Origin of the sequence: Thalassobacterium maritimum, assembly GCF_031127805.1 — a bacterium.
Lineage (GTDB): Bacteria > Verrucomicrobiota > Verrucomicrobiia > Opitutales > Coraliomargaritaceae > Thalassobacterium > Thalassobacterium maritimum.
Window position 1 is genome coordinate 50,604 of record NZ_JARXHW010000003.1, and the last position, 25,952, is coordinate 76,555.

At 49.3% G+C, this 25,952-nt stretch carries 17 protein-coding genes; 8 read left to right on the plus strand and 9 right to left on the minus strand.

Going from position 1 to position 25,952, the window contains the following annotated elements:
* The first annotated feature begins 26 nt into the window (after nt 1-26).
* From QEH52_RS02210 to QEH52_RS02220, 3 genes are all read left to right on the plus strand, one after another.
* Nucleotides 27-446, plus strand: a complete 420-nt coding sequence (locus tag QEH52_RS02210) for an ExbD/TolR family protein (RefSeq protein ID WP_308948337.1) — start codon at nt 27-29, stop codon at nt 444-446.
* Complete coding sequence (locus QEH52_RS02215) at nt 424-2,364, plus strand: coiled-coil domain-containing protein (RefSeq protein WP_308948338.1); 1,941 nt, start codon at nt 424-426, stop codon at nt 2,362-2,364. Before QEH52_RS02210 ends, QEH52_RS02215 begins: the two co-directional genes overlap by 23 nt.
* 166 nt (nt 2,365-2,530) lie before the next feature.
* Nucleotides 2,531-3,238, plus strand: coding sequence for a PEP-CTERM sorting domain-containing protein (locus QEH52_RS02220; RefSeq protein ID WP_308948339.1), 708 nt, complete (start codon nt 2,531-2,533; stop codon nt 3,236-3,238).
* 355 nt (nt 3,239-3,593) lie between these two features.
* Here QEH52_RS02220 and QEH52_RS02225 read toward each other — a convergent pair whose 3' ends face one another.
* Nucleotides 3,594-4,289 carry a PEP-CTERM sorting domain-containing protein gene (locus QEH52_RS02225; RefSeq protein WP_308948340.1) on the minus strand — a complete coding sequence of 232 codons (696 nt, stop codon included), beginning with the start codon at nt 4,287-4,289 and terminating at the stop codon, nt 3,594-3,596.
* Between the two features lie 331 nt (nt 4,290-4,620).
* Nucleotides 4,621-6,603, minus strand: coding sequence for an acetylxylan esterase (locus QEH52_RS02230; RefSeq protein ID WP_308948341.1), 1,983 nt, complete (start codon nt 6,601-6,603; stop codon nt 4,621-4,623).
* A 314-nt stretch (nt 6,604-6,917) separates the two neighbouring features.
* On the opposite strand from QEH52_RS02230, the gene QEH52_RS02235 reads away from it, so the two are divergent.
* Both QEH52_RS02235 and QEH52_RS02240 read left to right on the plus strand, forming a co-directional pair.
* Nucleotides 6,918-8,288 carry a glycoside hydrolase family 28 protein gene (locus tag QEH52_RS02235; protein WP_308948342.1) on the plus strand — a complete coding sequence of 457 codons (1,371 nt, stop codon included), beginning with the start codon at nt 6,918-6,920 and terminating at the stop codon, nt 8,286-8,288.
* 131 nt (nt 8,289-8,419) lie between these two features.
* A complete protein-coding gene (locus QEH52_RS02240) occupies nt 8,420-9,220 on the plus strand; it encodes a PEP-CTERM sorting domain-containing protein (protein WP_308948344.1) in 801 nt (266 codons plus the stop codon).
* Between the two features lie 510 nt (nt 9,221-9,730).
* Here the strand turns inward: QEH52_RS02240 and QEH52_RS02245 are convergent.
* Nucleotides 9,731-12,703, minus strand: a complete 2,973-nt coding sequence (locus tag QEH52_RS02245; protein WP_308948345.1) for a golvesin C-terminal-like domain-containing protein — start codon at nt 12,701-12,703, stop codon at nt 9,731-9,733.
* A gap of 621 nt (nt 12,704-13,324) precedes the next feature.
* A complete protein-coding gene (locus tag QEH52_RS02250) occupies nt 13,325-14,050 on the minus strand; it encodes a PEP-CTERM sorting domain-containing protein (protein WP_308948346.1) in 726 nt (241 codons plus the stop codon).
* A gap of 305 nt (nt 14,051-14,355) precedes the next feature.
* Between QEH52_RS02250 and QEH52_RS02255 the strand changes: the two genes are divergently transcribed.
* Nucleotides 14,356-15,138: a PEP-CTERM sorting domain-containing protein gene (locus QEH52_RS02255; RefSeq protein WP_308948347.1), complete on the plus strand. Its 783-nt coding sequence runs from the start codon at nt 14,356-14,358 to the stop codon at nt 15,136-15,138.
* 192 nt (nt 15,139-15,330) lie between these two features.
* On the opposite strand, the gene QEH52_RS02260 is transcribed toward QEH52_RS02255, so the two are convergent.
* On the minus strand, nt 15,331-17,640 hold the full coding sequence (locus QEH52_RS02260; protein WP_308948349.1) for a DUF7402 domain-containing protein: 2,310 nt from the start codon (nt 17,638-17,640) through the stop codon (nt 15,331-15,333).
* 137 nt (nt 17,641-17,777) lie between these two features.
* On the opposite strand from QEH52_RS02260, the gene QEH52_RS02265 reads away from it, so the two are divergent.
* Nucleotides 17,778-18,833 carry a LacI family DNA-binding transcriptional regulator gene (locus QEH52_RS02265; protein ID WP_308948351.1) on the plus strand — a complete coding sequence of 352 codons (1,056 nt, stop codon included), beginning with the start codon at nt 17,778-17,780 and terminating at the stop codon, nt 18,831-18,833.
* A gap of 159 nt (nt 18,834-18,992) precedes the next feature.
* Here the strand turns inward: QEH52_RS02265 and QEH52_RS02270 are convergent, their stop codons facing one another.
* The gene (locus QEH52_RS02270) at nt 18,993-19,796 is read right to left on the minus strand and encodes a hypothetical protein (protein ID WP_308948352.1); all 804 of its coding nucleotides are present in this window, start codon (nt 19,794-19,796) and stop codon (nt 18,993-18,995) included.
* Nucleotides 19,797-19,853: 57 nt separating this feature from the next.
* Complete coding sequence (locus QEH52_RS02275) at nt 19,854-20,909, minus strand: PEP-CTERM sorting domain-containing protein (protein ID WP_308948353.1); 1,056 nt, start codon at nt 20,907-20,909, stop codon at nt 19,854-19,856.
* A gap of 380 nt (nt 20,910-21,289) precedes the next feature.
* Here QEH52_RS02275 and QEH52_RS02280 point away from each other — a divergent pair, with 380 nt between their 5' ends.
* Nucleotides 21,290-23,326: a sialate O-acetylesterase gene (locus tag QEH52_RS02280; protein WP_308948355.1), complete on the plus strand. Its 2,037-nt coding sequence runs from the start codon at nt 21,290-21,292 to the stop codon at nt 23,324-23,326.
* Nucleotides 23,327-23,599: 273 nt separating this feature from the next.
* On the opposite strand, the gene QEH52_RS02285 is transcribed toward QEH52_RS02280, so the two are convergent.
* Both QEH52_RS02285 and QEH52_RS02290 read right to left on the minus strand, forming a co-directional pair.
* On the minus strand, nt 23,600-24,907 hold the full coding sequence (locus QEH52_RS02285; protein WP_308948356.1) for an endo-1,4-beta-xylanase: 1,308 nt from the start codon (nt 24,905-24,907) through the stop codon (nt 23,600-23,602).
* Between the two features lie 210 nt (nt 24,908-25,117).
* Complete coding sequence (locus tag QEH52_RS02290) at nt 25,118-25,927, minus strand: hypothetical protein (RefSeq protein WP_308948357.1); 810 nt, start codon at nt 25,925-25,927, stop codon at nt 25,118-25,120.
* Between the last annotated feature and the right edge of the window lie 25 nt (nt 25,928-25,952).

Consider the following 25,952-nt stretch of genomic DNA (forward strand, 5'->3'; position numbering starts at 1 on the left):
ACACACAGCACGACGATTTTAACCTTATGAGCATGCTCCGAAAAAGTCATTCCGAAGCGGAAGTATCCATGTCACCGCTAATCGATGCAGTCTTTCTATTACTGATCTTCTTTCTGGTGGCGACCATGATCAAGAAGGAGGACAAAGACATCGATATCGAGCTCCCCACCTCCACCTCGGCCCTTAAAGTTAAACCAGATGATCGCATCATGGTCATCGGTATCGACCAAGCAGAAGCCCTCTACCTGCAAGGTGAAGCCACCACTCTGACCGAATTAATGTATCAGTTTAGACAACTTTCTGAAACAGACCCCGATCGACGCATCCGTCTGGATACGGATAAGACGACTCCATTTCATAAAGTCGTTGAGGTTCTCAATCTACTGCAATTTCGCGGTCTAACCAACATAGGCATACGCACATATGATGAACACTACAACCGATGAAATACGCTCCAAGCGCGTTCTCCGTATCGCCTGGAGCCTCGCCATCGGGCTACACCTGATCGCCGTTGTTGTTTTAATCAATAACAAAGGCCTGCTAACTGAGACCTTAAGTTTTAACCGAGAGGAGACCAACCAACAGGTCGCCGCCGTCGAGAAGCGAGCCAAGAAACGCGAGGCCTTCGAAAAACAGCGACGGGAAAAAATCATATTAAAACAAGAAGACGCCAAAACGCTCAGCAAGAAAGAAGAGAATAAGCGCCTCGATCAACTGGTTCAAGCTGTGGAGAAAATCAAGCAGGACTACGAAGCCATTAAACAGGTTGAAAAAGCCAAGTTAGAGGCGCTACGCAAAGACCATTTGGAGAAGTTTAATAAAAGCTATGCCAAAAAACTCGATGAGCTAACGCACCAAGTACATCGCAGGACGGGTATGCTCAAGGCTGCCATCAAAAAAGACCCAGAATTAGAGCAGCTAAATATTGAACTGGAAGAAAACCTGGAAGTATCACTAGCCGCTCGCATCGCGATTAAAGAATATAGGGAAGAGAAAAGCCCGCGAGAGCAACAACGCGAAGAGGCAGTCAATGGAGCCGAGCAAATGTTAGCAAATGCCAAAGCCGCCATCGAATTAGCCGAAGAGCATATGCAAGTTGCGGACGAATCAGTCGAAGCTTTAAAACGAGTCGTCGAGCGCCTTGAAACATTCACGAACGAAATGCCGATTGCCGCACAAAACGACAAGAAGCTAGAGCAATCACTCGCCAAAGCACCGCCCCCCATCGACGACAGCGAACTGCTGGCTAAAGCAGAGCAATTGGAGCAGCTCAGTACCGATCAACTCTACGACACAGCCGTCGAACTGGAACAAAAAATGTCCGCACGTTATGAAAACGCGCGCATCTCAGAACTCGCTGCCACGACAGACAGAGACTTCGAAGAGGCCAGCGAGCGAATGTCTGATCTGGGAGAGACGAAGCGCCCCGATCTCGGCACCGAAATTCGCGAAAAACAGGTTCACACAGTCAAAGATCTCAACGAGTTTCGCGAAACCCTTGATCATGCCGTCTCCGAGACTGAAAACATACGCGCGCGTGCCCAAAACCGCCTGCGCCAACTCGATCCGAACGCCACTGCTGAAGCGACTGAGTCCGAACCGCAAGGGCGTAATATCGCAACCAAGCACATAGCTCATCAAAAGAGAATGTATAATGCCGTTCGTCAGTCCAAAGGCCACTCGATAGACCTCACAGCATTGATGAACAAAAACAAAGAACCTGTCCTCGGCGAAGGCACATCCAACACGAGTAAGGCCGAGCGGCTAGCCGAGCCTGAATTGACCGAAGAAATGGTCGTCACTCGAGCACTGCCGGGGCGTCGCTTCACAGAGGATTCGACACGCCAAGGCTGGCTCTACATCGACACTTGGTATGTCATAGGGCCCTGGGACTTAAAGGAATTTGAAGGTAAATCACTTCCACCGGAAACCGAAATCGATCTCGATGCCGAATATAGCAACGGTAAACAAGGTATGGTTCGACGAGCGCGCACCGCGCGCGAGCGCTTCGAACTCGACGGCAAACTACGCTGGCAATTCCACCAATCCGACAAACTCTTCGTCCGTCCACCCAATGAGACTGGAGACGCAATCTATTATGCGTATACCGAGCTCCATTTTGACCGCGATCGTGACATCCTGTTGGCCATCGGAATCGATGATCATTCAACCATCTGGCTCAATGATGAAGTCATTTGGCGTCACCGCGTGAACAGCTGGAATATCGGTTCGAGCCTGCGCAAGGTGACTTTCAAACAGGGTTACAATACCGTGCTCATTCGCATGGAAAACGGAGGCCCCCTTATGGACTTCTCACTCGTGCTCTGCCCCCCAAGCGCTTTGCAGGCGCAGGCGCAGAACTAAAGATAAATGAAGAGACAAAGGAACGTAGCCATGGCAATCGCATGTTATCGGCTAATCAAAGCGCTGCTGGCCCACGCCGTTATTATACTTAAACAATTGCCCTCCAACAAGCGTGGCCTGGAAAAATTTGCCTTGCACTGTGCACCTGCACATCAATTATAGATCTATGCCTACCACTCGTACCCCATTATTCGCCGTTGGTTTTCTTTTTTGTGTTGCCACCGGATCTTCACACGCCGCCACCATTCTCTCTACCGACTTCAGCGGACGCACCGTTACCGGCAATATTGCCAGCGAGATCGCCTACGTCACCAACGGTGTGAGCAATCCGGGCGACCTCACAGTCACCCAAGCCACAGGCATTACCGGCAGTGGCTTGAACGGCCTTTTTAATACCACGCAGGCACAGGGCTTTTTCGCTCCGGACCTCAATACGGGCAATCAAGGCAACTGGACCTTCTCGGTGCCGATCACACTGACCGTCAGTTCCATTATGATCGACGAAGTTGAACTTGATGGCGCCATGTTTGATAATAACGGAAATCTACAAGTAACCTCTCCTAGAAGCACCTCGATCAAGCTTTCAATTGTAGGAAGCTCCAGTGGAGAGGTCTTTTTCAACACTTTGACTGCTAGCAATCCAAGCACTAACGCCGCATGGAGTGCCCCCCTCACCTACACTCCGTCCGTCACGCTAACCAATGCAGAGACTTGGAACATAGTCTTCACGACCACCAATGGCGCTGACAGCGGCAACAACACCGGCGTAGATAGTTTCACCGTCTCCGGCACCGCCATTCCCGAGCCCTCCGCCGCCGCGCTCCTGCTCGGCCTCGCCGCTTGCGGCCTCGTCGCACGCCGTCGGCGCAGCTAGGTCGTCGAATTTCCAGAAATTTTCAGCATCCCCGGGGTCACCGAGTTCATCGGCGGCCCCTTTTTTTCTCTTTGCCATCGCGGTGATAGGCATTGGATCAGGTCGGGAGGAAATTGCATCACAAAATTTCACCAACACCTTGCACCCAATCCTCCAAAATTAAAAAGTTGCATCAATCCGTCCGACCACCGTGCATTGCGCTTCGAGCTACGCAGGTCACGCAGTCGGCCGGCACTCTCGTCAAATATAAGCTTGTATACCTTCTAGGCGAATAAGGCACAGGCCATAAAAAATCCTCGAGCGGCACGCGCCGCCCGAGGATTATCTTAATTAATGAGCTGAATGCAAGGTGCGCTTAAACGCGACGACGTGCGACTAAACCGAGGGCGCCTAAACCTAGTAAAAAGGCAGCCGATGAAGGCTCCGGAACAACGGATGTCTCTCCATTGAGCACTATATTGTCCAAACGAAAAACATTCGCATTATTACCGGCCCCGCCATCGTCCAGATACAGACGGAATTCGGTGGCGGTGCTGACGGTGGTCAAACTGCTGAGCGTAATCGAGCGATCATAAAATGCACCGCTCTCACCTTCTCCCACCAGCGTAGCAGCGCCGATCGCATCTCCAGTCGTGGCAAAGCCATCGATGCTGGAAAACAGAGTCGCACTCACAGTCGCACCAGCACCAAATTGCTTAAACATATCGAACGTGAAATCAGTAAAGCTAAGCTGCGTGCCAGCATCCGGGGTCACCGTAAAAGTGTAATAGCCATTCGCAGTATGCGAAGCACCGATACCAGCATAGTCGAAGTCGGCAAAGGTAATATCTATACCTGGTGCGGGAGTTCCTTCAGTCCCTGATATAGAGCCTGAAATATTAGGTAGCCCAGCACCGTTGGAAATATCCGACGTTCCCCAAGAGGTCGAAGCATCACTGGAGGCGAGACTCGAAGCGTCAAAATTAAAATCAGCCAAAACGGCTGCTGAAACAGATGCTTGAAAGGATAGTGTGAGCGCGGTAAATGCCGCAAAGGTAGTCGGGAATTTCATAAACAGTATAATTTAAGGTCTAATTTTATTAATGAGAAAGTGATACCAGCATAAAAATGTTCACGTGCATCACTAAAACTGAGTAATTACAGTTAACGGCGCGATGTCAAGGAATTTAAACTTAAGAATAGCGCTCTATGAACGCCGTAAATACAGCAATAACAGTAAATAGAATCCTTAAGAAGCATGAGTTTGTTTACCGCGAACCATAGTGCGTCTATGATTAATTAACCACGAGTCACATGACAGAGTAAGACTTCCCATATCCAAATCTTAGCGCAGGTAGTTGAACATAGCGAAGGCAGCGAGTATCCAATCGAAATAGCGTCGCCTACTGGGAAAGCTGTGCAATTTTATCCTTAATTGCTGCCGCCCAGATTTGGTAGCCTTTAAGGTCAGGGTGCAAACCATCTTTAAGCATCGCCCCTTCAATCAACGAGCCATCCTTGTTCAAAAAATCATTACCAATATCAAGGTAAAAGACACGCTCATTATCATCAAGCTGTGCAATATAGGTATTGATCTCCTTAATGGTTTCACGATCTTGCGTGCCACCTTTATGCCCCCGCGGGAAGACTCCCAAGACCAAAATTTTGGTCTCTGGCAACCGCAGCTTTAACACATCGACGATCGCCCCCACGCCTAGGCCGATCTCCTCGGGCGTATTCTTTCTCATATTGTTCACACCAGCGAGTAAGACGGTTACTTTAGGTTTGAGCGTGCCCAAAGCACCATTCTGAATCCGCCACAATATATTCTCAACTTTATCTCCCGAAAGGCCAACATTGACAGCGCCAATCTGACGATACTCTTCTCTCCAAACAGGACCACCATTCGTAAGCATCATATGGGTGATCGAATCTCCAATAAAGAGAAGGGGCACCTCCCCGCGCTGAGCACTCTTGCTGATTTGCTCGTGAGCCCTTAGCCAGCCCTCTTTGCCCTTCTCTCGCGGCATCGCCTGCGCAGCCGTATTTACAGCGACTTCCTCCCGGTCAGATCTCGTGAAAGTCTCGAAAACAGGCGAAATGTATCCATGGGTCGAACCTTGATACCAAACGATTTCTTTCTCCGTATCCAGATTGTTGTAAAACGCAGCCAGCCCAGACGGTGGACTGGTGTAATCCCCCAATGCTGCACGTGTAATTTCCACAGGGCATTCGATGTAAGGCGCATAGTTGACCACGTCATAATACCCAAGCTCAGGCACCCACTTAGGTTGCCAGCCGCCAAGTCGCCCATCCTGGCTTTCCCCGGCAATATTAGCACACCAGATAATAGAAACTTTGCACAAACTCACATCAGGATCCTGCGCAGCAGCCCAGATAGACTGCAGTCCACCTTGACTGCCACCTTTGACTATGAGGTTTTCCCCATCCCACTTAGGCTGCGTTTTAACAAACTCCAAGGCACGCATCGCACGTAGAGCCATGCCATTAAAGTAAGCAGCCTCGGGATCACTGTTCTGCTTCGGATCGAAACCATAAATTTCGCCATGTGAACGGATCAAATTTTTAAAATTGTCATAGTAATCTTGTTCTTGCGCCAACTCAAACCCGTGTGCGTTGACAGCAAAAGTAATTTCCCCGGCAGTCCCTGAGTGCGGAAAATGCGGCCCGACCCCATAGCCATAGAAGACCACGCGCGCGGGCAGTGACTTATCGGCAGCACCCGTAGGAACCGTGATATAACCTGTTACCGGACGCGGTCCCGCGCAATCGACCTCCACAGCATAGGTATCAAAACCAGGCGTTTTGGATTCAACGCGCTCGACTTTTCTATTCATAGGCACCGCATCTAAGCGCGCACGCTGACGTTCCCAAAATGCAACAAAATCATCAGGTGCTGGCACAGCTTGCTGTATCTGATCTACATCTGCCCCCGCGCCCCCTTCGAAAGCGATCTTGGCTGTCCGTCCGGGCTTTTCCCAATTGTCCTGTTTTAATGCCACTCCCTGAGCGTCCAACAACTCAACTTGAAGTCGAACAAAGCCTGGACGACTCATGGATTTCGTAAGAATCAGCGGTAACTCCGACAAACCCACTCGCCCATGATCACTCACACCATCATCACTGGAGGATTTCCAGTCGACAAAATACTCTCCCTCTAGTTCTTGATCACCAAGATCTAGATCAATAGTAAACCTCATATCTTCATTCACATGATAATCGATGGGATCTTTATCAGTCGTAAAACTCAAATGCACTCGATTGAGATCGATCGCATTACTTCCAAGGTGGACTGACTTCGATTGCGCAACCAAACAAACGTTTAATAGCACTACAGCAGAGAAGAGACAAAGGAGTTGTTTCATTATTATTTAGGGCTTGATGGGGGCATTTACAATGGTCCTATTCAAGCTGTTAAGTGATCAGACAATGAGCTTTAAGGAAAAATCGGAAAGTTTTGCATTATTTATTGTGCACGTGACGCATTCAAGGTAATTCTTGTGTATTACTTCTCCTTTCGAGCAAAAAGCGAAGCTGTAACTAGCCACCAAGGTTAAAGCAGTCGCCTTGGAGTCGGCTTCCAAGGCGACTGCTATTAAGACGATGCCCCGTAAATATTCTCCCCAAAAAAGCTGCAACCCCCTTCACGAACAATTGATCTAATCTGAATAAGAAAAATATGAGTATATATAATATAGAAGACTTTAATGCCGTAGCAGATGGACAAACGGTAAACACAGTTCATATCCAAGCTGCGGTCGACGCTGCATACCAAGCAGGTGGTGGCACCGTCAGAGTGCCAACGGGACAATTCGTAACCGGCACCATCCATCTCAAAGAAAATGTCTGCATAGAGCTCGCGCACGGCTCTACAATCTTAGGTAGCACAAACATCGCAGATTACCCCCAGGTAGACCTACCGGAATACAAATCCCAAAAAGCGACAGGACCGCAATGTGCTCTCTTTTACGCAGAAAAAGCAGATAACATAGCCCTCACTGGAACTGGCACAATCGATGGACGTGGCGACTCCTTTCCGACCCAAGGAACCGACCTGGAAATGCGCCCTCGAAACATTCAGTTCGTCAGCTGCAACCGGGTTAAAGTAAGCGGGCTAACCCTGCGCAATTCGGGCATGTGGATGCAGCATTATAATAATTGCGAAGACGTCTTAATCGAAAACCTCAACGTGTATAACCATGCCAATGCCAACAATGACATGATCGATATCGATTCTTGCCGGCGCGTTGTGGTTAACAACATTACGGGCGATACCGACGATGATGGCATCACCATCAAATCAACCGGCCCTGCCCCATGTAAGGATGTAGCGATCACTAATTGCGTCGTTCATGCCCACTGCAATGCGATCAAAATTGGAACGGAAACGACGGCACATTTTGAGAACATCACTCTTTCGAATATCACGATTTCACGTTCCAGAAATGAGAAGGTCCATTTTGGTTTAGAAAATGGCATTTCCGGAATCTCACTCGAAATGGTGGACGGCGGTGTGATAGATGGCATTACCATGGATAATATCAATATGGACGGTGTCGAGGTTCCCATCTTCATCCGTATCGGAGCACGCGGCAGACCCTACTACACCGGCATCCCGCGGCCCGGAATTGGACAAATCAAACGCGTTTCACTTTCCAATATAATGATTCGCAACGCGGGCATAACAGGCTCCTCCATCACCGGACAGCCCGGCTTTCCCATTGAAGACATCTACATGAGCAACATCAGATTCTTCACCCAAGGCGGCGTCACAGAAATGCCTGAGCGGCATGTCGACGACATGCCGCTGGAGTATCCCGAAGGAACGATGTTTGGCACCTTGCCGGCCGCAGGCATGTATATTAAACATGCTAAAGATATCTACATGAACGGCATAACCGTGTCCGCAGATGCCGATGACGTGCGCCCCGCGTTCTATGTTGAAAGTGTGGACACCTTGCGGATCAATGAACTGAACCTGAAAAGAGTGGCACAAGCAGTCATGGAATGTGAAGCTTGCAATTCAAACAAGAGCGTCCACGAAATCTAAGCAATTTCTCAATTTTCCCATGCGATATAATTGACAAAACGAGTGAATCATGATCTTTTTCAGAACGAATGACACTCGTGCACAAGACCAGCACAAGTAAAAGCATTCATGAACCTCATACCACAAATATCATGAAAAGAATCAATTGTCTATTACCCTATGGTTGTATCGCAAGTTTCCTATTAGCTGCAAGCAATGCTCAATCTCAAATAGTCCCTGCCTCCGGAGAGACCGTCGTATTTCAAGAAACTTTTGCTGATAACAGTAATGGCTGGTCCAACATGGGGACCACAAACAGCTCAGCGAGTATTGCGGGCGGGGTCTTGACGGCATACAACCCAGGCACTGGCGATGCCGTAAATTCGTCGATGACGTTCGGCACTGGCCTAAATCTGGATGATGGCGATATTTCGATTTACTTCACTGCGTCCATACAAGATCGGTATAGCCAGAATCGCTTTGGAGTTAATTTGACTGATAGTGCTGGGGCACAGGCTGGCTTTACGATCCATCCTGGCTCTCTAGGCAACGGCTACTTCACCTACACTAACGTGAGTGGCGACAATGCAAATCAATGGCGTGATGATATCGCCCCTACTTATGTCACCAGTAATGGAATGCTGGATTATAAGCTTACGATCTCTGCGAATGGTCAGGATGAAGGTGGCACAGATATTTATTCCGCAACCTTCCTCATGAAAGGTTATGATGATGGGACCAGTAATGACTACGGTATTGTCTACACGATGCCTGCCGATATGTATTTTGAGAGTGGAGTCGTGGACGCACTCAATCTTTATATCAGAAACACATCCACTCCAATAAAGTTTGATGAAGTGGTGGTCACTCAAATTCCAGAGCCAGGTGCGGCCGCACTGCTACTAGGTGTCGCGGGACTCTCGCTTGCCGCTGTGCGTCGCCGTAGAGCATAATCCACACTGCTAAGTTTTTCTCGAACCACCAAGTTCCCATGTGGGCTTGGTGGTTTTTTATACCCATTCAAAAAAAATTTGATCCTAATAGACATGCCTTTTGTAACCTCGGTTCTCGGAACCGGGGCGATGCCGATATGTCTTTTGTAACCTCGGTTCTCAGAACCGGGGTGATGCCGATATGCCTTTTGTAAGCTCGGTTCTCAGAACCGGGGTGATGCCGATATGCCCCCCGACTGTCTCCTGCATAGCCGAAGGCGACGCATGGAAACAAAGTTTCGAGACTACGCAAAGCCCAAGCTTATAGATCATATATTCTTAGAAGTGGTATTATTGTTCACCGTCATTGATTGGAAAAGCTATTATCTACGAGATAAGACTCATGACAAAGAAATAGCTTCGAGCACATGCGCGCTCGAAGCTATGAATAAATCAGATCAAGAGAACTAAACAACTGCACACGGCTTCAGGGAACCAGAAGCCTCCACCAAAGCTTGCAGCATGTCTCACCTACTCTGCATAGGCAGCATTTTGGTATACTCGGATATAATCAATCGTCAGATCATAGATCCCGTTAGCCTGAGATTCTTCGTTTGAAATCATTGCCAGATCGACGAGCAACCACAGTGGTTGTTTCATCTCAATTGGCGTCGGAAAGCGGTGCATTTCCATGCCATCGAAGTAATTAATGACCCAGTCGGGTGTGATCATGCAACCGTAGGTATGATACTCGCCATCAAACAAATCGACATGCCCCTGTGGCGTGTTGCCGTAAAGCCCGAAGTAATTACCAGTCGAACGGTGGTCACTCAAGCGTCCTGGCAACTTACGTGCGGCAGGCCAATTGTGCATCGCAGCATGATGACCGCTCACATCGGAGATGTAGCCCTCATAAATATCATATTCCAGGTTAGTTTCCGTCCGATTGGTGAAATAGTTCTCTGACTTGAGCCACAAAGCGGGCCAAGCACCTCGATAACTCCCGGTGCTACTTGGGCCAATTTTCATACGAGCTTCTACATAGGGATATTTCCACATACGACCAAATCCATTACTATTAACAGAGGCAAAAGCGCCCGCCTTCCACCCACCGGAGTCCTGCATGCGAATCGTCATCGTCCCGTTGGATTGAATGTAAGTATCCGGAGAGCCATTTGCAGCCGGTGAGCCGATCATGGGATCAGCGCTATTAAAGCCAGGCTTAACTGTCCTCGCAGAGCCTGTCGCTGCTTGGTGCGTAGGAGAAAACCAATTCCCCTTCCCTCGAACATCATCGGTCACCGTGTGTTGGTCAAAATCATCACCAAAATCAAGTGTCCACCCAGTCAAATCGACAGGATCCCCGACATACGGAGTCTCCGACAAGGAAGCATCCCCCCAGAAGTCAACCACCGCCTGCCACTCTGCTGCAGTAGACTCGGTAAATTGACCGGTCTCTGCGCGAGCATAGGGCGCATGATGGCGATAAGGGTGTTCAGCCGGCAGGTTATCTTGCACACCGCGGCGCCACATCGCCCACCCCATCAGACGCTCTGCATCCTCTACGGGCACGTCTCCCTGGACGATCAGCACGGAATCGATCGCCAAGTCAGGATTCCAACTACGGAAATCACCAATGACACCCGTATTGAAAATATTAGAATCAGGCATCGCCCAATCCAGCATTTCCTTGCCGCTCTCACCGTAGTTACCATTGATATCCTTACCATCTAAAGAGACATAAAAGTTCTTACCTTCACGCCTAGAAACCAGGCAATGCCAGACAGACCCATCCGGATCGATAGGAAAGGAGAAATTATTCCAGCCCGAGGGTGTCGTCCAATTGACCATCACTGTATTATTTTGGCCATTATATCGAACACTCGGCTGAGATTCCCAACTGCCGCCGACTCCATTAATTGCGAAGAGCGTGCCGGTGCTATTCGTATTGGATAGATCTATACGAAACAGGATGGCCACCGCACGGTGCGTTATATGCGGCACCCATTTACTGCCATCGAGGTGAGGAATGATCAAGTTTTGCTGGGTGTTATTTTCCATAAACACCTCACCATTCTGCATAACAGGTTGGCGCGATTCCACAGTTTGCGCCGCAACGAGTCCGCCGCGGTTATCCGTCCAACTGGAAACAGGGCCCTCTTCCAAATACTCACTTCTCCAATCCAACCAGAGACGATCACCTAAACTATCAGGCGTCCACTCTGCGGCCGTGCGCACGAATTTCACCGCGTCGGCGATGACATACGTCCCATCGGTTCCCGCAGTGGTTACTTCGACATATCCTCCTGTGCCCGCTTCAAATGAGTAAGTCCCGATGTAATTCCAAACCCCATCATTCTGCTGCTGGTTTACATAGATCCCTGCGGCATCATTGGATGAAATAACATTCACTGGCACGGAGTCTGAACGATTACTGGTGCCAGACCATCGCATAAAGACATCATACATACCTGTATGCGTGAGATCCGGTGCAAAGGTAACCGACTTGCTGCCCTTACCATTAGAGCCATCGTGTAAGTAATTGGAGCCATAATAATTATTCTCAGTCGTTGAAGTGCTCCAATTTCCAGAAATGGAGCAATAGACTGAATCAGAATTATCTATGATCACTTCATACAATTCGCTTTCCGTAAATCGAACTGCGTCGGCGATAACATATTTACCATTGGTGCCTTCAGTTGATAAAACGACTTCGTTTTCACTGCCTTCACTCATGACAAAACTGCCCAGGGTGTGCCACATCCCCCCGGCCTGAGTTTGATCGGCGAGGAATGATGCGGTTCCATCAGCAGCTTGCACCGTAAAAGGTGTATTCTCTGGACGATTGTCGTCGGCAGTCCATCGCACAGAAATATCGTATAGTCCGACAGTTGGTATATTGGGAATGTAACGAACCGACTTCCCTCCTTTTTCGCTTGAATTATCATGAAGATAATTGGCTCCGAAGTAACCCCCAACATTCGTGGACGCCGTCCAGTTCCCGGTTAAAATGGCTTCACTATCAGTGCTATCTACAATAATATCGACCACTTGCCCCTCAGATACAGGTGCGAATTGAACCGCATCCACAATCACATGCCCGCTAGTTCCAGTGGTGCTCACGACTACATTTCCAGTAGTCCCAGTTGCAAAGTTGTAAGTTCCCAGCAATACCCAATCACCTCCATTGGCGGTCTGATCAACCATCACCTGAGTGGCCCCTCCTGCATGATTAATCGTCACGGGGACATTATCCGCTCGCCCTGAACTGGATGTCCACCGAAGGAACACTTCGTGATCCTCTGCTATGATGATATCGGGCGTAAAGGTTGCTGACTTAGAGCCTTTACCTGTATTCCCGTCATGTAAATAATCAGAACCATAGTAAGCGTTGTGATAACTCGACGAAGTCCAAGTTCCTGTCAGTGAAACCGACGCACTGTCGGTATTGTCAATAATGATAGCTGCCTGGCTAAACTGAGCCAGGAGCAGCAAACCAGTCATACCAAGCGCCCCCCTCAACTTAGCTCTACAGCAGGCAGCCAACAAAACTGCACCAAGGAAGGTCTCCCTTAGACCAAGCGCACTCTCGAAACACCTTATAGTAAAATTACATTTTTTATCATACGAGGCACAGGATATCTTTTTCATCATTTATTTTTAGGGGTTAGCAGTAGTCAGCCATCAACGGAGGGCAGATAAAACCAGCTCTCCACGACCGCCTAAAAGCAATCGTCAGCAAGTTTACAGCGGCTGTTTTCTTTAAAGCGGCCATAAACCCACCTCGTAAAGAATCGGAAGCAGCGGGGATAGAGGTAGAAATGGGAGAGGCAAAAACGTGAAAATGTTCACGTGCATCACTTGGGCCGAATTTAGCTTTTAGTAAAATAATGTCAAGATCCACCCTTCCCCCAACAGCCAGTTAGACTGTTTTACTTTTTTCTTACCCGCAGTCATTTGACTACGCATTGATCTCTGCGCATGCGTGAAGTATTACACACAAATTCGTTTAATATGAATTTCAACTACAGAGCCCAAAGATCTCAGGTGCTGAATTTGTTCTGAAGCAAATAAAAAAAACGGAGCCCACTGGGCTCCGTTTGCTACGAAAGTTGATATACACGGCTAGCGACGACGACGCACAATCACACTAGTGAGCCCGCAAATACCAGCTAGTAAAGCAAAGCTGCTAGGCTCGGGAATGGCTGAAAGAGATCCGTTCAGAGTGACATTATCCAAACGAGCCACATCACCTGAGCTATCTTGAGTCTGATATAGGTAAATTCGAAATTCAGTACTGCCACTCAGCCCCTGGAAAGCAGCATCAGTCAAAGAAATGGTCTGACGTTGGTAATCGGCCGCAGTCACTCCTGCAGTGGCAGAAACAGTAATTCCGATGTTAGTCGCATAACCGTCGACTTCTGACCGAAGGAAGAAGCTCGCGGTATTCTGCCCCGAGGAGCCAGAACCATTTGCAGAATAATCGAAGATAAGACTGGTAAGATTCACTTCAAACGAAGCATCTGGTGTTATGGTAAAGCTGAAATAGTCGTCCCCGTTGATGGCATCTGCTTCCGTATTACCAGTCGTGTTACCCCGAACGTAACGAACATACGGAGCAGCTGCAGCGGCCCCCGCATTGCTTGGTGCCGTACTAGAAAATCCAATACTTCCCGAATCCAAGCCAGCACCTGCGGTAAACACGCTAGCAATGGAATCGCTGTCGAGATCGCTACTGGCACTACTCGCAGTGCTAGGAACACCGAAAGTATATTCCGCAAGAACGGAGCCATGCACGGCAAATGGGAGAATAAAAACGCCCGAAACTAGGGCTACAATTGGAGTTTTCATATATTTCATTGAGGCGATAGTATGCAGAGGACTTACCAACAAATATTCAGATAAGCATCAATATAAAGACTGTTACATCAAACCATTGAGAAACCGATCAATATCTACTTGTTACAGTCACATATGATCCATTTCAGCGTCTCAGTCCCCCTGACTCTACAAGACGCTGTCAGCACAGCAGTGTAAGCAACTATGAAGTCTTTAGTATTTGATAAATGATGGTGTGCAACACGCCTATGAGCTTCCCTTCGATTGAAAATAGTGCTATATACTGGTTTTGTATCCATAATAAACCTGATTACATAATGAAAAAACAACTTAAGACACTTCCACTCCTAGTGACTGCAGGACTGGCTACCACAGCCTCTGCATCAGCTGCAGTTATCGCGCAGTATGACTTCAATAGTGCGACAGATACTTTTGCCGATTCAGCCAACGCCTCAGGCCTCACTGCCGGAGAGATCACTCCAGGGACACTAATGGCTACAGATGACGGCAGATCGACGACTTCCACTTCTGAAGGTGCCGGCAGTTATTTCGCGCGATGGAACGCCATTAACGCAGCTAACGGCTCGACATCAGCAGCCTGGGGAAACGCACAAAGCAATGGCATCTACTTAGAGTTTACCCTGACCCCAGATGCAGGCACTAGCTTGAATCTAACCGACCTTCATTTAGATGTTGCCTACAATGGCACAGACAACTTTCGACTTGCAGTCACCTCCTCCCTTACGGGTTATAATTACGCGGATAGGCTTACGATCAGCACAGAACTGACTGCTGATGCGAGTTCTCTCCCCAATATCCTTCAATCTAATCTAGGAGGCATTGAAACCGCCCCTGACGAGACTGATGCAGACTGGGGGCAAGGAGAAGACACCATCATAGATCTCAGCAGCGCCACCTTTGATAATATCGCATCGGATGTCACTTTTCGCATCTACGCCTTCTCTCTAACCAGCAGCACCAGCATTCTTCGTTTAGACAATGTTCATGTAAATGGCACCGTCATCCCCGAACCAGGCAGCTATGCTTTACTTGTTGGCATCCTCGGCCTGACGAGCGTGATGATTCGTCGTCGCAGATAAGTCAGATTGAGTTTAGACAGTTTTACGAAGAGCCTGCCGCTGAAAAGCGACAAGCTCTTTTTTTTTTTGCTTCATCGTCATTTACCGGGAAAGAGATGTTTGGACAGATCCATCTTTTTTTACGGAGCCTATGCGTATCGCAGTGATACTGAAGACCGCCCCTGAAGTCGAAAACTCAGGGTTGGCTAAAGACTATAAATCAGCCTTCACCTCAAAATAGCCATAACCATACGCGACGGCCAGCGGTGCAGTCTCCAATTCTAGACGCCCAGAAAGGTACGCACTGTCCACGGACTCTTCCTCCAGTAACATCTGTCGCTCCGAACCATCCGCAAACAACAGGCGCACTTTCGCATGCTCCTGCTTGGTATAATCAAAATTGATGGGAGCTTTTAAGCGCACCTTTAAGGCACCCGATTGATACTGCCCCTCAATCTGAGTCTCTGCAGTCGCCAAATAACTCATACTGAGATTGTAAGCGGTGTTAAAATTCACCCAACCTTCGGTCCAACCGATATTTCCCACCTCGGGCTGATACGGGTAATGCGCATTCTTTGGCGCACCATCGAACACAAAACGCGCCTGCGCCAACTGCCCGATCCCACCGTCGTAAAACGAATACCACCCAAACTCCACGCCTTCAATTTCTCGTGGTGCATCATACGAGAAATGACGCCCAGTCGGATTACGACCGAAGCAATTATCAAAGTGCGACCAAACCAATTGATTCAAGCGCTCACGCGTCACCTCGGAGTCAATGTAAGGCATCGCTGCTAAAGCACTAGCTGGAAAGCCCATGACATTACCAGGCTCATTCCACATGGTCGGTTTGTTTCCAGTCGGCACCCATTGATCCTTCGAAAGTTTACGAAAGTCCCACATATTTTCTGAGCGTTCAATCATCACCTGAGCCCACTCATTCACCTTAGCACGCAAGCCCGCCGGTGATCGATCCGGATGCAGGCGCAGCATGGCAGCGAGTCCTGTCATCGTGACATGCTCACTCATACGTTGCCCTTTAGTGATGATGGGGTTCTCCCAGTCCAGCTGCTGAATCATCCATTCAACCTGCGCATAAGCCGCCTCAAAATACTGTTCCGAGTTTGGCTCAGCATCTCGTACTGCGACTGCATACATCAGCAAATTCGGCAACACCGTATGCCCTGGAGGATTCGCCCCCTTGGTGCTTCCAACAGACTCTTGTAGCCTTAAAACATTATGGTCATTCGGCACTTCATCGTAGGGGTATTTCCGCGACAGCTCTGATTTCGTCCAATTCGCCAGCACATAAGCTTTCACCACATCATAATTTTGCTGTGGCAACCACTGCTGAAGCACAGGCCACGCATAGAGGAAATAGGCCAATTGCTCCTTTATCAACATGTGGTTCAATTCTTGAGTCACGATGATATCAGCGCCCCAATGAATGAGTTTCACTAGGTCGGGCGCAGCTTCTGTATATGGCTCCAACGCGCCCCACTTCCCCGCATGTTGCTGAGGATCCACGTATTCAATTTGCGACGACATGCGGAAATAAGCCTCCGGGTTCGAAAGTAGCATCGACACCAAAGAATTCAGCTCGAAAGCAAATTGGTGATCATCACGCCAGCCAAATGAACCCTTAGCTGGCTTCTTGCTATTACCAACATAATGCCGGCTATCGATCATAAAGTCGATCATACCTTGATACGTGACACGCTCCAACCACCAATGACCGATACGAAACGGCACCGAAACTTCGTCGCCCACATGCAGCACATACTCCGCAGCGCCAGCTGGCTCAAAATCGGAAAAGTCACCAATGTGATTTTGAACGATTCCGCGATATAATACGGCGGACTCATCTCTTTGGCTAATCGTAAACAGGTGTTCTCCTTCCACCCGCGGCGCTGTAAAGCGCTTCGGTTTCCCCCGATTAAATCCACTTTGATTTAGATAGATTTGAGGGATGCGGGGCTCTCCCTTCAGTCGCGGTGCGGCCAGAGCAGGGATCCCTTCGCTGCGATAGGGCCACACTTTGAGTTCTTTCACACGGGCAATGCCTTGCTTACTGTCCGTAACATTTAATCGTAGTCCTGTCGTGACAATCTCGACCGTATCATCAAAGGGCACACGCAACGCGGTGGCATGATTCCCTTCGATTTGGGCCGAAGGAATTCTATGCCACGCCTCCCCCACTCGATATTGAAAATTAAAGCCACTGATAGCGTCCCCCGTTCTAAAACCACTAAACAAATGCACCCCACCCAAGCGAATAGGCTCAGGAAAAGTCAGCTCCAGCCAAACGGGGCCATCGAAATTACGCGCACTGACCCAACGGGACTCGTCGCTAATCACTCCATCCACCGCATTCGCGGCCACGTAACGCGGCGATTCTAGGACCGAACTGGCACGGACCTGCGCCGTGCGTGCGATATTTACAGCCTCTGCCGTAGCCAACTGTGGCAGAAAGGTCACGAGACACATACTTAAGCCTGCCAATGATTCGTTAAAAATCTTCATATACCATCTTATTTATTTGGAACTAGTTCGAGAGAGCGTAACAACTACTTGTCCTGCGTATCAGTAATGATTCATGCCTATAGAATAAAGGGAATTGAATTGCTCCCAAGCTGTTACAGTCACATTCCCTTCTATATATGTCGCTTTCATCCAAGCCCGATTCAAATGTCCCGCGTCAAAGAACCATTTCTCTCCGACATGTAGCCGAAGCAGCGGGCGTGTCTCGAATGACTGTATCAAGAGCCTTTAAGCAGGAGGCTTCAATCAATCCAGCAGTCCGAAAAAAAATCCTAAAAATTGCTAAAGAACTAGGCTATACACCCGACACAATGGTGAGCGAATTAATGACCAGTTTCGCCAGTCGTCGCTCCATCAGCTACCAAGAAACCTTCGCTGCGCTCTGGTGGCCCGAGCGCTGGGAAAAGGCCGAAACGGGACGCGGCTTCGATGCCGACATTTACCAAGGTCTCAATGAAGGCGCCCAACTGCATGGGCGAGCCATTGACCACTTAGTGCTAACACCAGAGATGACTCCACGTGTCATTATGCGCATGCTTCTGGCACGCAACATTCAAGGCGTCATTCTCACACCTCCCCCCAGTGCAGGAATCAAGGCGCCTGAACTAGAATGGGATCAGTTGTGCACCGTCATCGTCGGCAGTTCGCTACGCGAGCCCAAGTTCCATCGAGCCCAACCAGGGCATTACATCGCGATTGTTCAAGCCCTGGAGACGCTCCAAGCGCGCGGATACACGCGGCCTTGCCTTTTGCTCCGCAGTGATCTCGAAGAACGCATGCTACACGCCTATACCGCAGCCTTCTTAGCCTGGGGCAACCCCAAGGAACACATATGGAGCACAGATAACCCAGCCTCTACGGGACTCTCCCATTGGATTAAACGGACCAAACCTGATGTCATCATTGCAGACTGGGAAGATTGGTTTCAACTGATTAAACCTGAAGATCGGGCCTGTGGCTTTATATCACTCGCAGTACGTGATCCACAAAGCCCCATCTCCGGAATCTATGAAAATTCCATCCGCATGGCGAAATGCGCTATAGATCTACTGATCCGCTCACGGCTCACTCATGAATTAGGTCAACCCAGTGAACCCTTACTGTTACTGACGTCCAACACATGGATTGAAGGCCAAAGCCTCCCTAGCAGAAAACCCGAGAGCTCTCTGTCATAAAAGTTCGTGGCAAAGGTCGGTCAAGTGCACAAAAAAGCGCAGAGACCGAGATCTTTGCGCTTTGAATTGTAGAATGATAAGTCGCCAAAATGATCACCGCCGGCAAATATCAGAGCATCGCTTTAGGCTGCTGAAAACAGCTGAACGCACACGGCGCCACTAGCGTGAGGCCTGCGTAATAACAACTTGATCAAAGTGAGCTGCATTACTCCCAGATGAAATCACACTACCATTACGACTGTTGATCAACAAGGCCGAGAAAATGCCGGCATCTAAGCCCTTCCCCGTCGTGGCAGACTCACTGCTGGCGCCATTGGTATCGCCTGGAAAGGGAAGATAGGATGAAGTAAAAGAATCATAATAATAAGCCTGCAGCGAAGCCAAGCCATCCGCGACCGGTGTAATAGTTAGCTTAAAGGTATAGAAGGCATTCGGGTCTGTCATGATACCATTCGCATATGTCTTACCAAGGTTGTCGGTGACACTTCCTCCGGTCGGAACACGGTACTGTAGATACGAAAACTGCTTAGCCACACCATTCCCAGGTTCAATCTGAAAAGTAAATCTTGAATCCCGCCCACCTGTGATATCCTTAAGTTCAAAACCAAAACGTGCGTTGGCCGGATTGTCCAAGACATCTTCAACCTTGACCTTCATATAAATGGAGATCGGCCCAGCTGAAAGGTCCAATTCATTGATATCAACGATCGATCGAGTGCTCCCCCCGTCGCTATCAACCGAAGGAACCCATACCCCGCCCTCAATTTTAGCTTTTTTTGTGAGCGCGGCGCCCTCACCATTTGTAATGACAACATCACTCCAACCAGCGTAGTTATTGTCGAAGTTTTCATTAAACTGTATAGTCTCCCCAGCAGAAATGGAAATCTCAGCATCAGCTACAGATAGCGACACAGAGACCAGCGATCCAAAGAGAGCGAGGTATGCGATATTTTTTATTTTCATAATATTTTTTGGATAAAGCTTGAAACGACAATAAATTAGAAAACGACACTGACTCGCTTAGCGACGGCGGCGGCCTAAGGTCAAGAGGACACTGCCTCCCATAATCAATGCGAATGCTGAAGGCTCAGGAACCGCGGTCACCTGCAAATCATTACCTACAATAGCAAAAGACCACACATCGGTATCCACACCCTCAGCGAACGCGAGTCCATTGTCGATAATACCGGCAGCGGCGCTCAAGATAGTCCATGTGCCTGACTGTTCACCGCTATTAAAGTCCAGATCCAACAGCGAGCCCGATTCAAAAACCGCTTGGGCACTACTGCTCCCATTGGTTCCCTCACCTACGCTAATCAGCGTGCTACCTTCCGTAGTGCTGCCATCAATAGAGACAGACAGTGTCGTTCCAGCACCTTGTAACCAGGCACCGTTATAATCATCTGCAGTGCCGCCGATTTGAATGGAACTGCCAGCATCATATCCGTCGACATGAAAGACAGTCGAACCAGATCCACCTGTAGTCATGTTGAACGCCTCACGAACCTCTAAAGTGCCCGCGGTGAAGTTATAAAGACCTGTCCCGTTGTTACTTCCCATATTCACTGACGTGCCGTTTCCACCAGCAAAACTGAATGTCCCCCCAGTTTGGTTGACCGTTCCGGAACCGGAATCGGTGCCAATACTTGCCGCAGTTGAATTACTCGATAAAAAACGTAGCGCACCGCCGGATAGGTTAATGATGCCGACATTCCCAGATCCAAATCCAACACCCACCCGAGTTGGTGTTACACCGGACGAGATATCAGCGCCGGAAACATTCAGCGTGCCGTTGCCTTGGGAACCTTCCATACCCACACGAAGATAATCAACCACATACGTGCCGGTAGATGCGTTTGCCGGACCCGCCGTGGACAGCCTTCCGACAATCGGTGCGTCCCCACTGTCAGGGATATTTCCTTGACTCCAATTTGCTGCGTTTTCCCATTGACCGTCTCCACTACCATTGGTCCAGATGGTCCAAGTAGCCGCTTGCGCGGTCGTTCCGATCAATAATGTGCCCGCGATAGACGAGGCGATTAAAGCGTTTTTTAGGTTTAGGGACAGTGTGTTCATGTTCGTATACTTCAGTAGTTAGGTTAAGGTTTCGAACGACTAGTATCTCAAAATCGACAAACTAAGTCGTAGGGTATTAATTCGAGATGTATAAATTGTTCACGTGCATCATAATTTGCAAGTAATTTATTAAAAGCAAAGAAAATAAATCCGGCAACAAAACCACATTAACAGCTCTAAAAAAGCAATTTACACTATAAATTGGCGAATAAAAACCCTCATTCTAAGACTTAAAGATAACTTGACAAAACGACCAAAAAGGAGCTCACCTCCAATGATAAAATTAAACACGTGCCCATCAATGTCAATAAGCACAGGTTCGAGTCTTCTCTAGATTATAGATATTTGGACAAACCGTTAACATAAAAGCAAAAAGCCCTATGTCCCTCAGCCCACTACCTTCGAGTCTACGATATAAACGTGCCATAGCACTGTCCTCAGCCCTACTCTTGCTAATCAGTCACAGCGTAATCGCGAAGCTACAATTACCTGCAATATTCGGCTCCCACATGGTGCTCCAACAAGCACACGACCTGCCCGTCTGGGGCTGGGCCGATCCCGGCGAAGAAGTGACGGTTACACTGGCAGATGTATCCCGACAAGCCACCGCCGACAGCGCGGGAAAATGGATGGTTAGACTACCGCAGATGGACACCCAGGCTGAAGGACAGATGCTCACCATTAGTAGTTCGAGCGGCGAGCGATTCAGTTTTGAAGACGTCCTGATTGGCGAGGTCTGGATTTGCTCAGGACAATCAAACATGCAATGGCCAGTCATCAACTCAAACAACGCAGACGAAGAATCGGCTAATGCGACGTATCCGGAAATCCGCTACTTTGAGGTCAAAAAAGAGTTTTCCTTCGAGCCACAATCAGACCTACGCGGAGAATGGGTCATCTGCAACCCGCACACGGTCAGACAATTTTCTGCCGTGGGTTATTTCTTCGGGCGACATCTACACAAAGAGCTAAACCGCCCCATTGGATTGATCGGCACAAACTGGGGAGGCACGGTCGCTGAAGCCTGGACCAGCGCTGAAGCGCTCGACGCCAAGCTACCGGAGTTCTCCGATAAAATTGCAAAGCTACCGGAAGTGAAGGCCAATCAAGCGTCCGAAGTGGCAGCTTATCAGGCGGCCCTTCAAGACTTAAAGGATGGACTGAACAAGCTCTATGAATTGGAAGCGGACCTAGACGCTGCCAGCGCATGGGCCAGCCTCGAACTGAACGATTCAGCTTGGGAGAGAATTATGATCCCCACCAAGTGGGAAGATGCGGGCTATGAAGATTTGGATGGCATCGTCTGGCTGCGCAAAACTGTCATGATACCAGAGTCATGGATAGGCCGAGACCTGGTGCTACGCCCTGGCACCATCGACGAGGTCGACGTCACATGGTTTAACGGCCAACAAGTCGGCGCGCGCGGCAATATCAAGGAAAAGATTGTAAAATACTGGAATCAAGCACGCGACTACCGAGTCCCGGCCGAACTGGTCCAAGCAGGCCCGAACGTCATCGCAATTCGCGTCATCGATGCGACCGGTCCCGGCGGCCTGCGTGGCGATGATAACAAGCCCCTGTATTTGGCGCCGGAGGATGCAAATGAAACCGAACGTATTGCCCTCTCAGGTGAATGGCACATAAAGCCTGAATACGTCTTAGCTCAAAAGCCTAAGAATCCAGTCACACCGAACCGCCCCACTATCCTTTACAATCAGATGATTGCCCCGCTCATTCCCTATGCGGTTCGTGGTGTCATCTGGTATCAGGGTGAATCCAACTCATCACGCCCGGAGCAATACCGCACGCTCTTGCCAACCCTGATCAACGACTGGCGCAGTCGCTGGAATCAAGACGACTTCAACTTCTTAATCGTGCAAGTCGCGAACTACAAAAAACGTGAATCACTGCCCGTCGAAAGCAACTGGGCTGAACTGCGCGAGGCCCAGGCCATGGCTGCCGCACAACATCCGCAGAACGGCCTGGCCGTGACAATCGACATTGGTGAAGCCCACGACATTCACCCGAGGAACAAGCAAGATGTCGGTAAACGCCTAGCGCTCGCCGCAGAAGCGATCGCGTATGACCGCGACCTAAGCTACAGCGGCCCTGTCTTCACTCAAATGGAAGTCCAGGGACACCAAGCCATCTTACACTTTGACCACAGCGACGGTGGCCTGATCAGCAAGACTGCCGAAATCGGTGGTTTCGCGATTCGCGATGCCGACAGTGATTTTGTTTGGGCCGACGCCGTGATTGAAGGTGGCAACATTCGCCTCAGCGCTCAAGGCGTGAAGCACCCCGTCGCTGTTAGATACGCATGGGCAAACAATCCGGAAGCTCCCATCTACAACAAAGCCGGCTTGCCCATGGTTCCCTTCCGAACGGATGCGCCAGTAGCGCGACCAGGAAGGTAAGGCGAAACGTGAGCTTGCACTCAGTGTGATTTTTCCGGACACAACCAGTCGTCCGCCGAAAATCAGAAGTCCCAATTCTCGCAACCAACGTCCCAACAGGAACGCCATTCCTTCGCAGCGCCTTGTCGGCGAGTGACGATGACTGTCGGCGAATAGGAATGTTTACAATCAAACAGCTGTCATCAGTGTTGACGACAGCTGTTACTTGCCCCGAAAAAAACGGGAACTGCTTTGATCAGAACGACTCAAAGCGAGCACTCCGCAAAGCACTTGCTATAAGAAAATCAATTGATCGGTCCGCTTTCCAGGTTCCAGTGTCATCGCCGACTGCATGCCTGAATCAGACCACTGTGAACTGGTGATAATTCGGTAAGATCCATGGAAGCCACGAAAGTTGAAGTAACCATCGGCATCCGTGACACCCTCTTCCGTGGTGCGCCACTCATTGTGAATCAAATCCTGCAGGACGTGGTAGGCAGGCTTGGGACTCAGGTCTTCGAATAGCAGACCAGAGTAAACTTTGTGTTCGCCAGGAGCGCCGCAACCATCAGGGAGGTTCCACCAAGTGATTCCTTCGACGGCAGCGTGACTGAACCATAAGCGGTAAAGATTCTTAGCGACCTCAGCCTGCGCAGCCAAGCCTGCTTCGTTATTCTCAGGCGAAGTGAGTGTGATCTCGCTGACATGCAGCGGTAAGTTGAACTTCGTATAATGATCGAGCGCATCCAGCAGATCCATCGGCCGGGAATTGTCCCCCGCAAGCACTTTGAGCAGGTCTTTGTCCTTAAACTTGTGGAATTGTAAACCAATGGCTCCCATGCGGCGTTTCTCCTTCAAGATACCTTCAATCAATTGAGTATACTCCGGATCCTCTATATCCCATGCCCCAGTCGCCTCATTGATGTCAAAGCGAGTCTCGGTGGGGAAATACTTCTCAGACCAAGCGAAAGCGGTGCTGCCGTAATTCGGTAGCATGGCCATGCCGTCCGGATTCTTCTCATAGTGACATGCGATCTCGTTGACGACGTCCCAGCTAGCGATGGCATCCCCGTAGCGTTCGGCTATCTCTTGAATGCGCTTTTCCCAAAGCGGAGCCGCCTGCTCCGGATCAGTAGGCAACCAGTCTGGAGTCGACCACTTGCGATAGTTCCAAACCAAAGTATGCCCATGCATACGTAAGCCTTTGTCTTGGCAAAACTGAACCACGCGGTCGGGCGGAGGACGACGCGCAATGGGCACGCTGTGTTGACTAAAGCGTGGACGACCTTGCTCTGGCTCTAAGCCGCGCCAGTAAAACGGCACTGTCGCACGGTTGAAGATATTACAAAAAGCATCTTCATATTTGAGATTGAGTGTGTCTTCGGGGAAATCACCCAGCTTAAAGATGTTGGCACCAAAATTGAAGGGAGAGTCCTGCTGTTCCACCTTAATTCCGATGCCTGGCAATGGCTTTCCTTCAAAATTAGTAACACGAACGCGAGCATCGCTTTGACGATTTATCCGAATCCCTTCATCGATGCGTTTCACCAGCTTCGGGTCGGACCATAGTGCGTTATATTTCTCAGTAATAATGGAACTCATGTGTATGATATTTGATAGACTACTTTAATTCTAGTGACTAAAATATTGTAGAGATGAGTCCTCTCGGACACACTAAAATGGTATTAAATTTATCAATAGTGATAATCTGCAGTGAGCTACTCATTCAGTCACAAGGCTAAGACGAAAAATCAAAAAAGCCGCCCACAATAAGTGACCGGCTTGAAAGAAAATCGAAGCGCTTCAAAAAAATTAACGACGTCTCCGGATCAATACTGCCAAACTGCTCAACAGCACGAGCGGCAAAAAGGAAGGCTCGGGGATTTGGGCCAGGCTAAAGCTCTCAACCGTCCCACTAGCATTCTGGTTGTAGGAAAGCCCCACAAGAGAGAAATCATAATCTGAAGTGAGATTAGCCACCGCATCCGGCGTCGATGAGCCATTCAGATAAAACTCAATCGAACCAAATGAATCAGTGCCATTCCATCCCGATAAATCGAGCACCGTAGTAAAGGTCGCATCGGCCGCACCAACCGCGCCCCAATCTGTCGTGACATAGCTGGTACCCACCGATCCAGGTGATTGTATATAGTCAAAGAAGGTGGTGCCCTCTGCAGCCCTGCGAATAGCGACACCTACAGCAAAGTTGTTCTTAAAAAGGGGATCATCCTTAAAATAAGTTCCAGTAAAGAAAGTCATGCCAATCCAACTGTTGGCGCCGCTGGCACCCGCGACTTGAGAAATGGTGGAGGTCAGCGTAAACACTCCATTCGCAGTCCCCTTCGCGTCATTGATGTAACTTCCTACCGAAAGAGCCGCACTGGCGTCAACATCGCCCGAACCTGGAAGCGTGCCATCTGCACGGAATACTGAGCCTGCGACCCAAGTCGCGCTTCCGCCGGCTGTGGTAATGTCGGAAGAAAAAGTGGTGGCGTTTTGTCCGTTGAGAGCAACGGCGCTCGAGCCATCAAAGGAGTCGCTGATGATGACAGCTGCCGTGCCAGGAGTGATGGACAATGCGGCGAATGCAAGTGCCGGTAAAAATGTTAATTTAGATTTCATATTTTTAAGAAGTTATGAGTCGATT

Coding starts and splice junctions, on each gene's coding strand:
- QEH52_RS02250 (WP_308948346.1), bottom strand. CDS start 14,050: ATGAAAACTCCAATTGTAGCCCTAGTTTCGGGCGTTTTTATTCTCCCA.
- QEH52_RS02285 (WP_308948356.1), bottom strand. CDS start 24,907: ATGAGTTCCATTATTACTGAGAAATATAACGCACTATGGTCCGACCCG.
- QEH52_RS02280 (WP_308948355.1), top strand. CDS start 21,290: ATGTCCCTCAGCCCACTACCTTCGAGTCTACGATATAAACGTGCCATA.
- QEH52_RS02265 (WP_308948351.1), top strand. CDS start 17,778: ATGTCGCTTTCATCCAAGCCCGATTCAAATGTCCCGCGTCAAAGAACC.
- QEH52_RS02230 (WP_308948341.1), bottom strand. CDS start 6,603: ATGAAACAACTCCTTTGTCTCTTCTCTGCTGTAGTGCTATTAAACGTT.
- QEH52_RS02290 (WP_308948357.1), bottom strand. CDS start 25,927: ATGAAATCTAAATTAACATTTTTACCGGCACTTGCATTCGCCGCATTG.
- QEH52_RS02245 (WP_308948345.1), bottom strand. CDS start 12,703: ATGACTGGTTTGCTGCTCCTGGCTCAGTTTAGCCAGGCAGCTATCATT.
- QEH52_RS02270 (WP_308948352.1), bottom strand. CDS start 19,796: ATGAAAATAAAAAATATCGCATACCTCGCTCTCTTTGGATCGCTGGTC.
- QEH52_RS02235 (WP_308948342.1), top strand. CDS start 6,918: ATGAGTATATATAATATAGAAGACTTTAATGCCGTAGCAGATGGACAA.
- QEH52_RS02255 (WP_308948347.1), top strand. CDS start 14,356: ATGAAAAAACAACTTAAGACACTTCCACTCCTAGTGACTGCAGGACTG.
- QEH52_RS02220 (WP_308948339.1), top strand. CDS start 2,531: ATGCCTACCACTCGTACCCCATTATTCGCCGTTGGTTTTCTTTTTTGT.
- QEH52_RS02215 (WP_308948338.1), top strand. CDS start 424: ATGATGAACACTACAACCGATGAAATACGCTCCAAGCGCGTTCTCCGT.
- QEH52_RS02210 (WP_308948337.1), top strand. CDS start 27: ATGAGCATGCTCCGAAAAAGTCATTCCGAAGCGGAAGTATCCATGTCA.
- QEH52_RS02260 (WP_308948349.1), bottom strand. CDS start 17,640: ATGAAGATTTTTAACGAATCATTGGCAGGCTTAAGTATGTGTCTCGTG.
- QEH52_RS02225 (WP_308948340.1), bottom strand. CDS start 4,289: ATGAAATTCCCGACTACCTTTGCGGCATTTACCGCGCTCACACTATCC.
- QEH52_RS02275 (WP_308948353.1), bottom strand. CDS start 20,909: ATGAACACACTGTCCCTAAACCTAAAAAACGCTTTAATCGCCTCGTCT.
- QEH52_RS02240 (WP_308948344.1), top strand. CDS start 8,420: ATGAAAAGAATCAATTGTCTATTACCCTATGGTTGTATCGCAAGTTTC.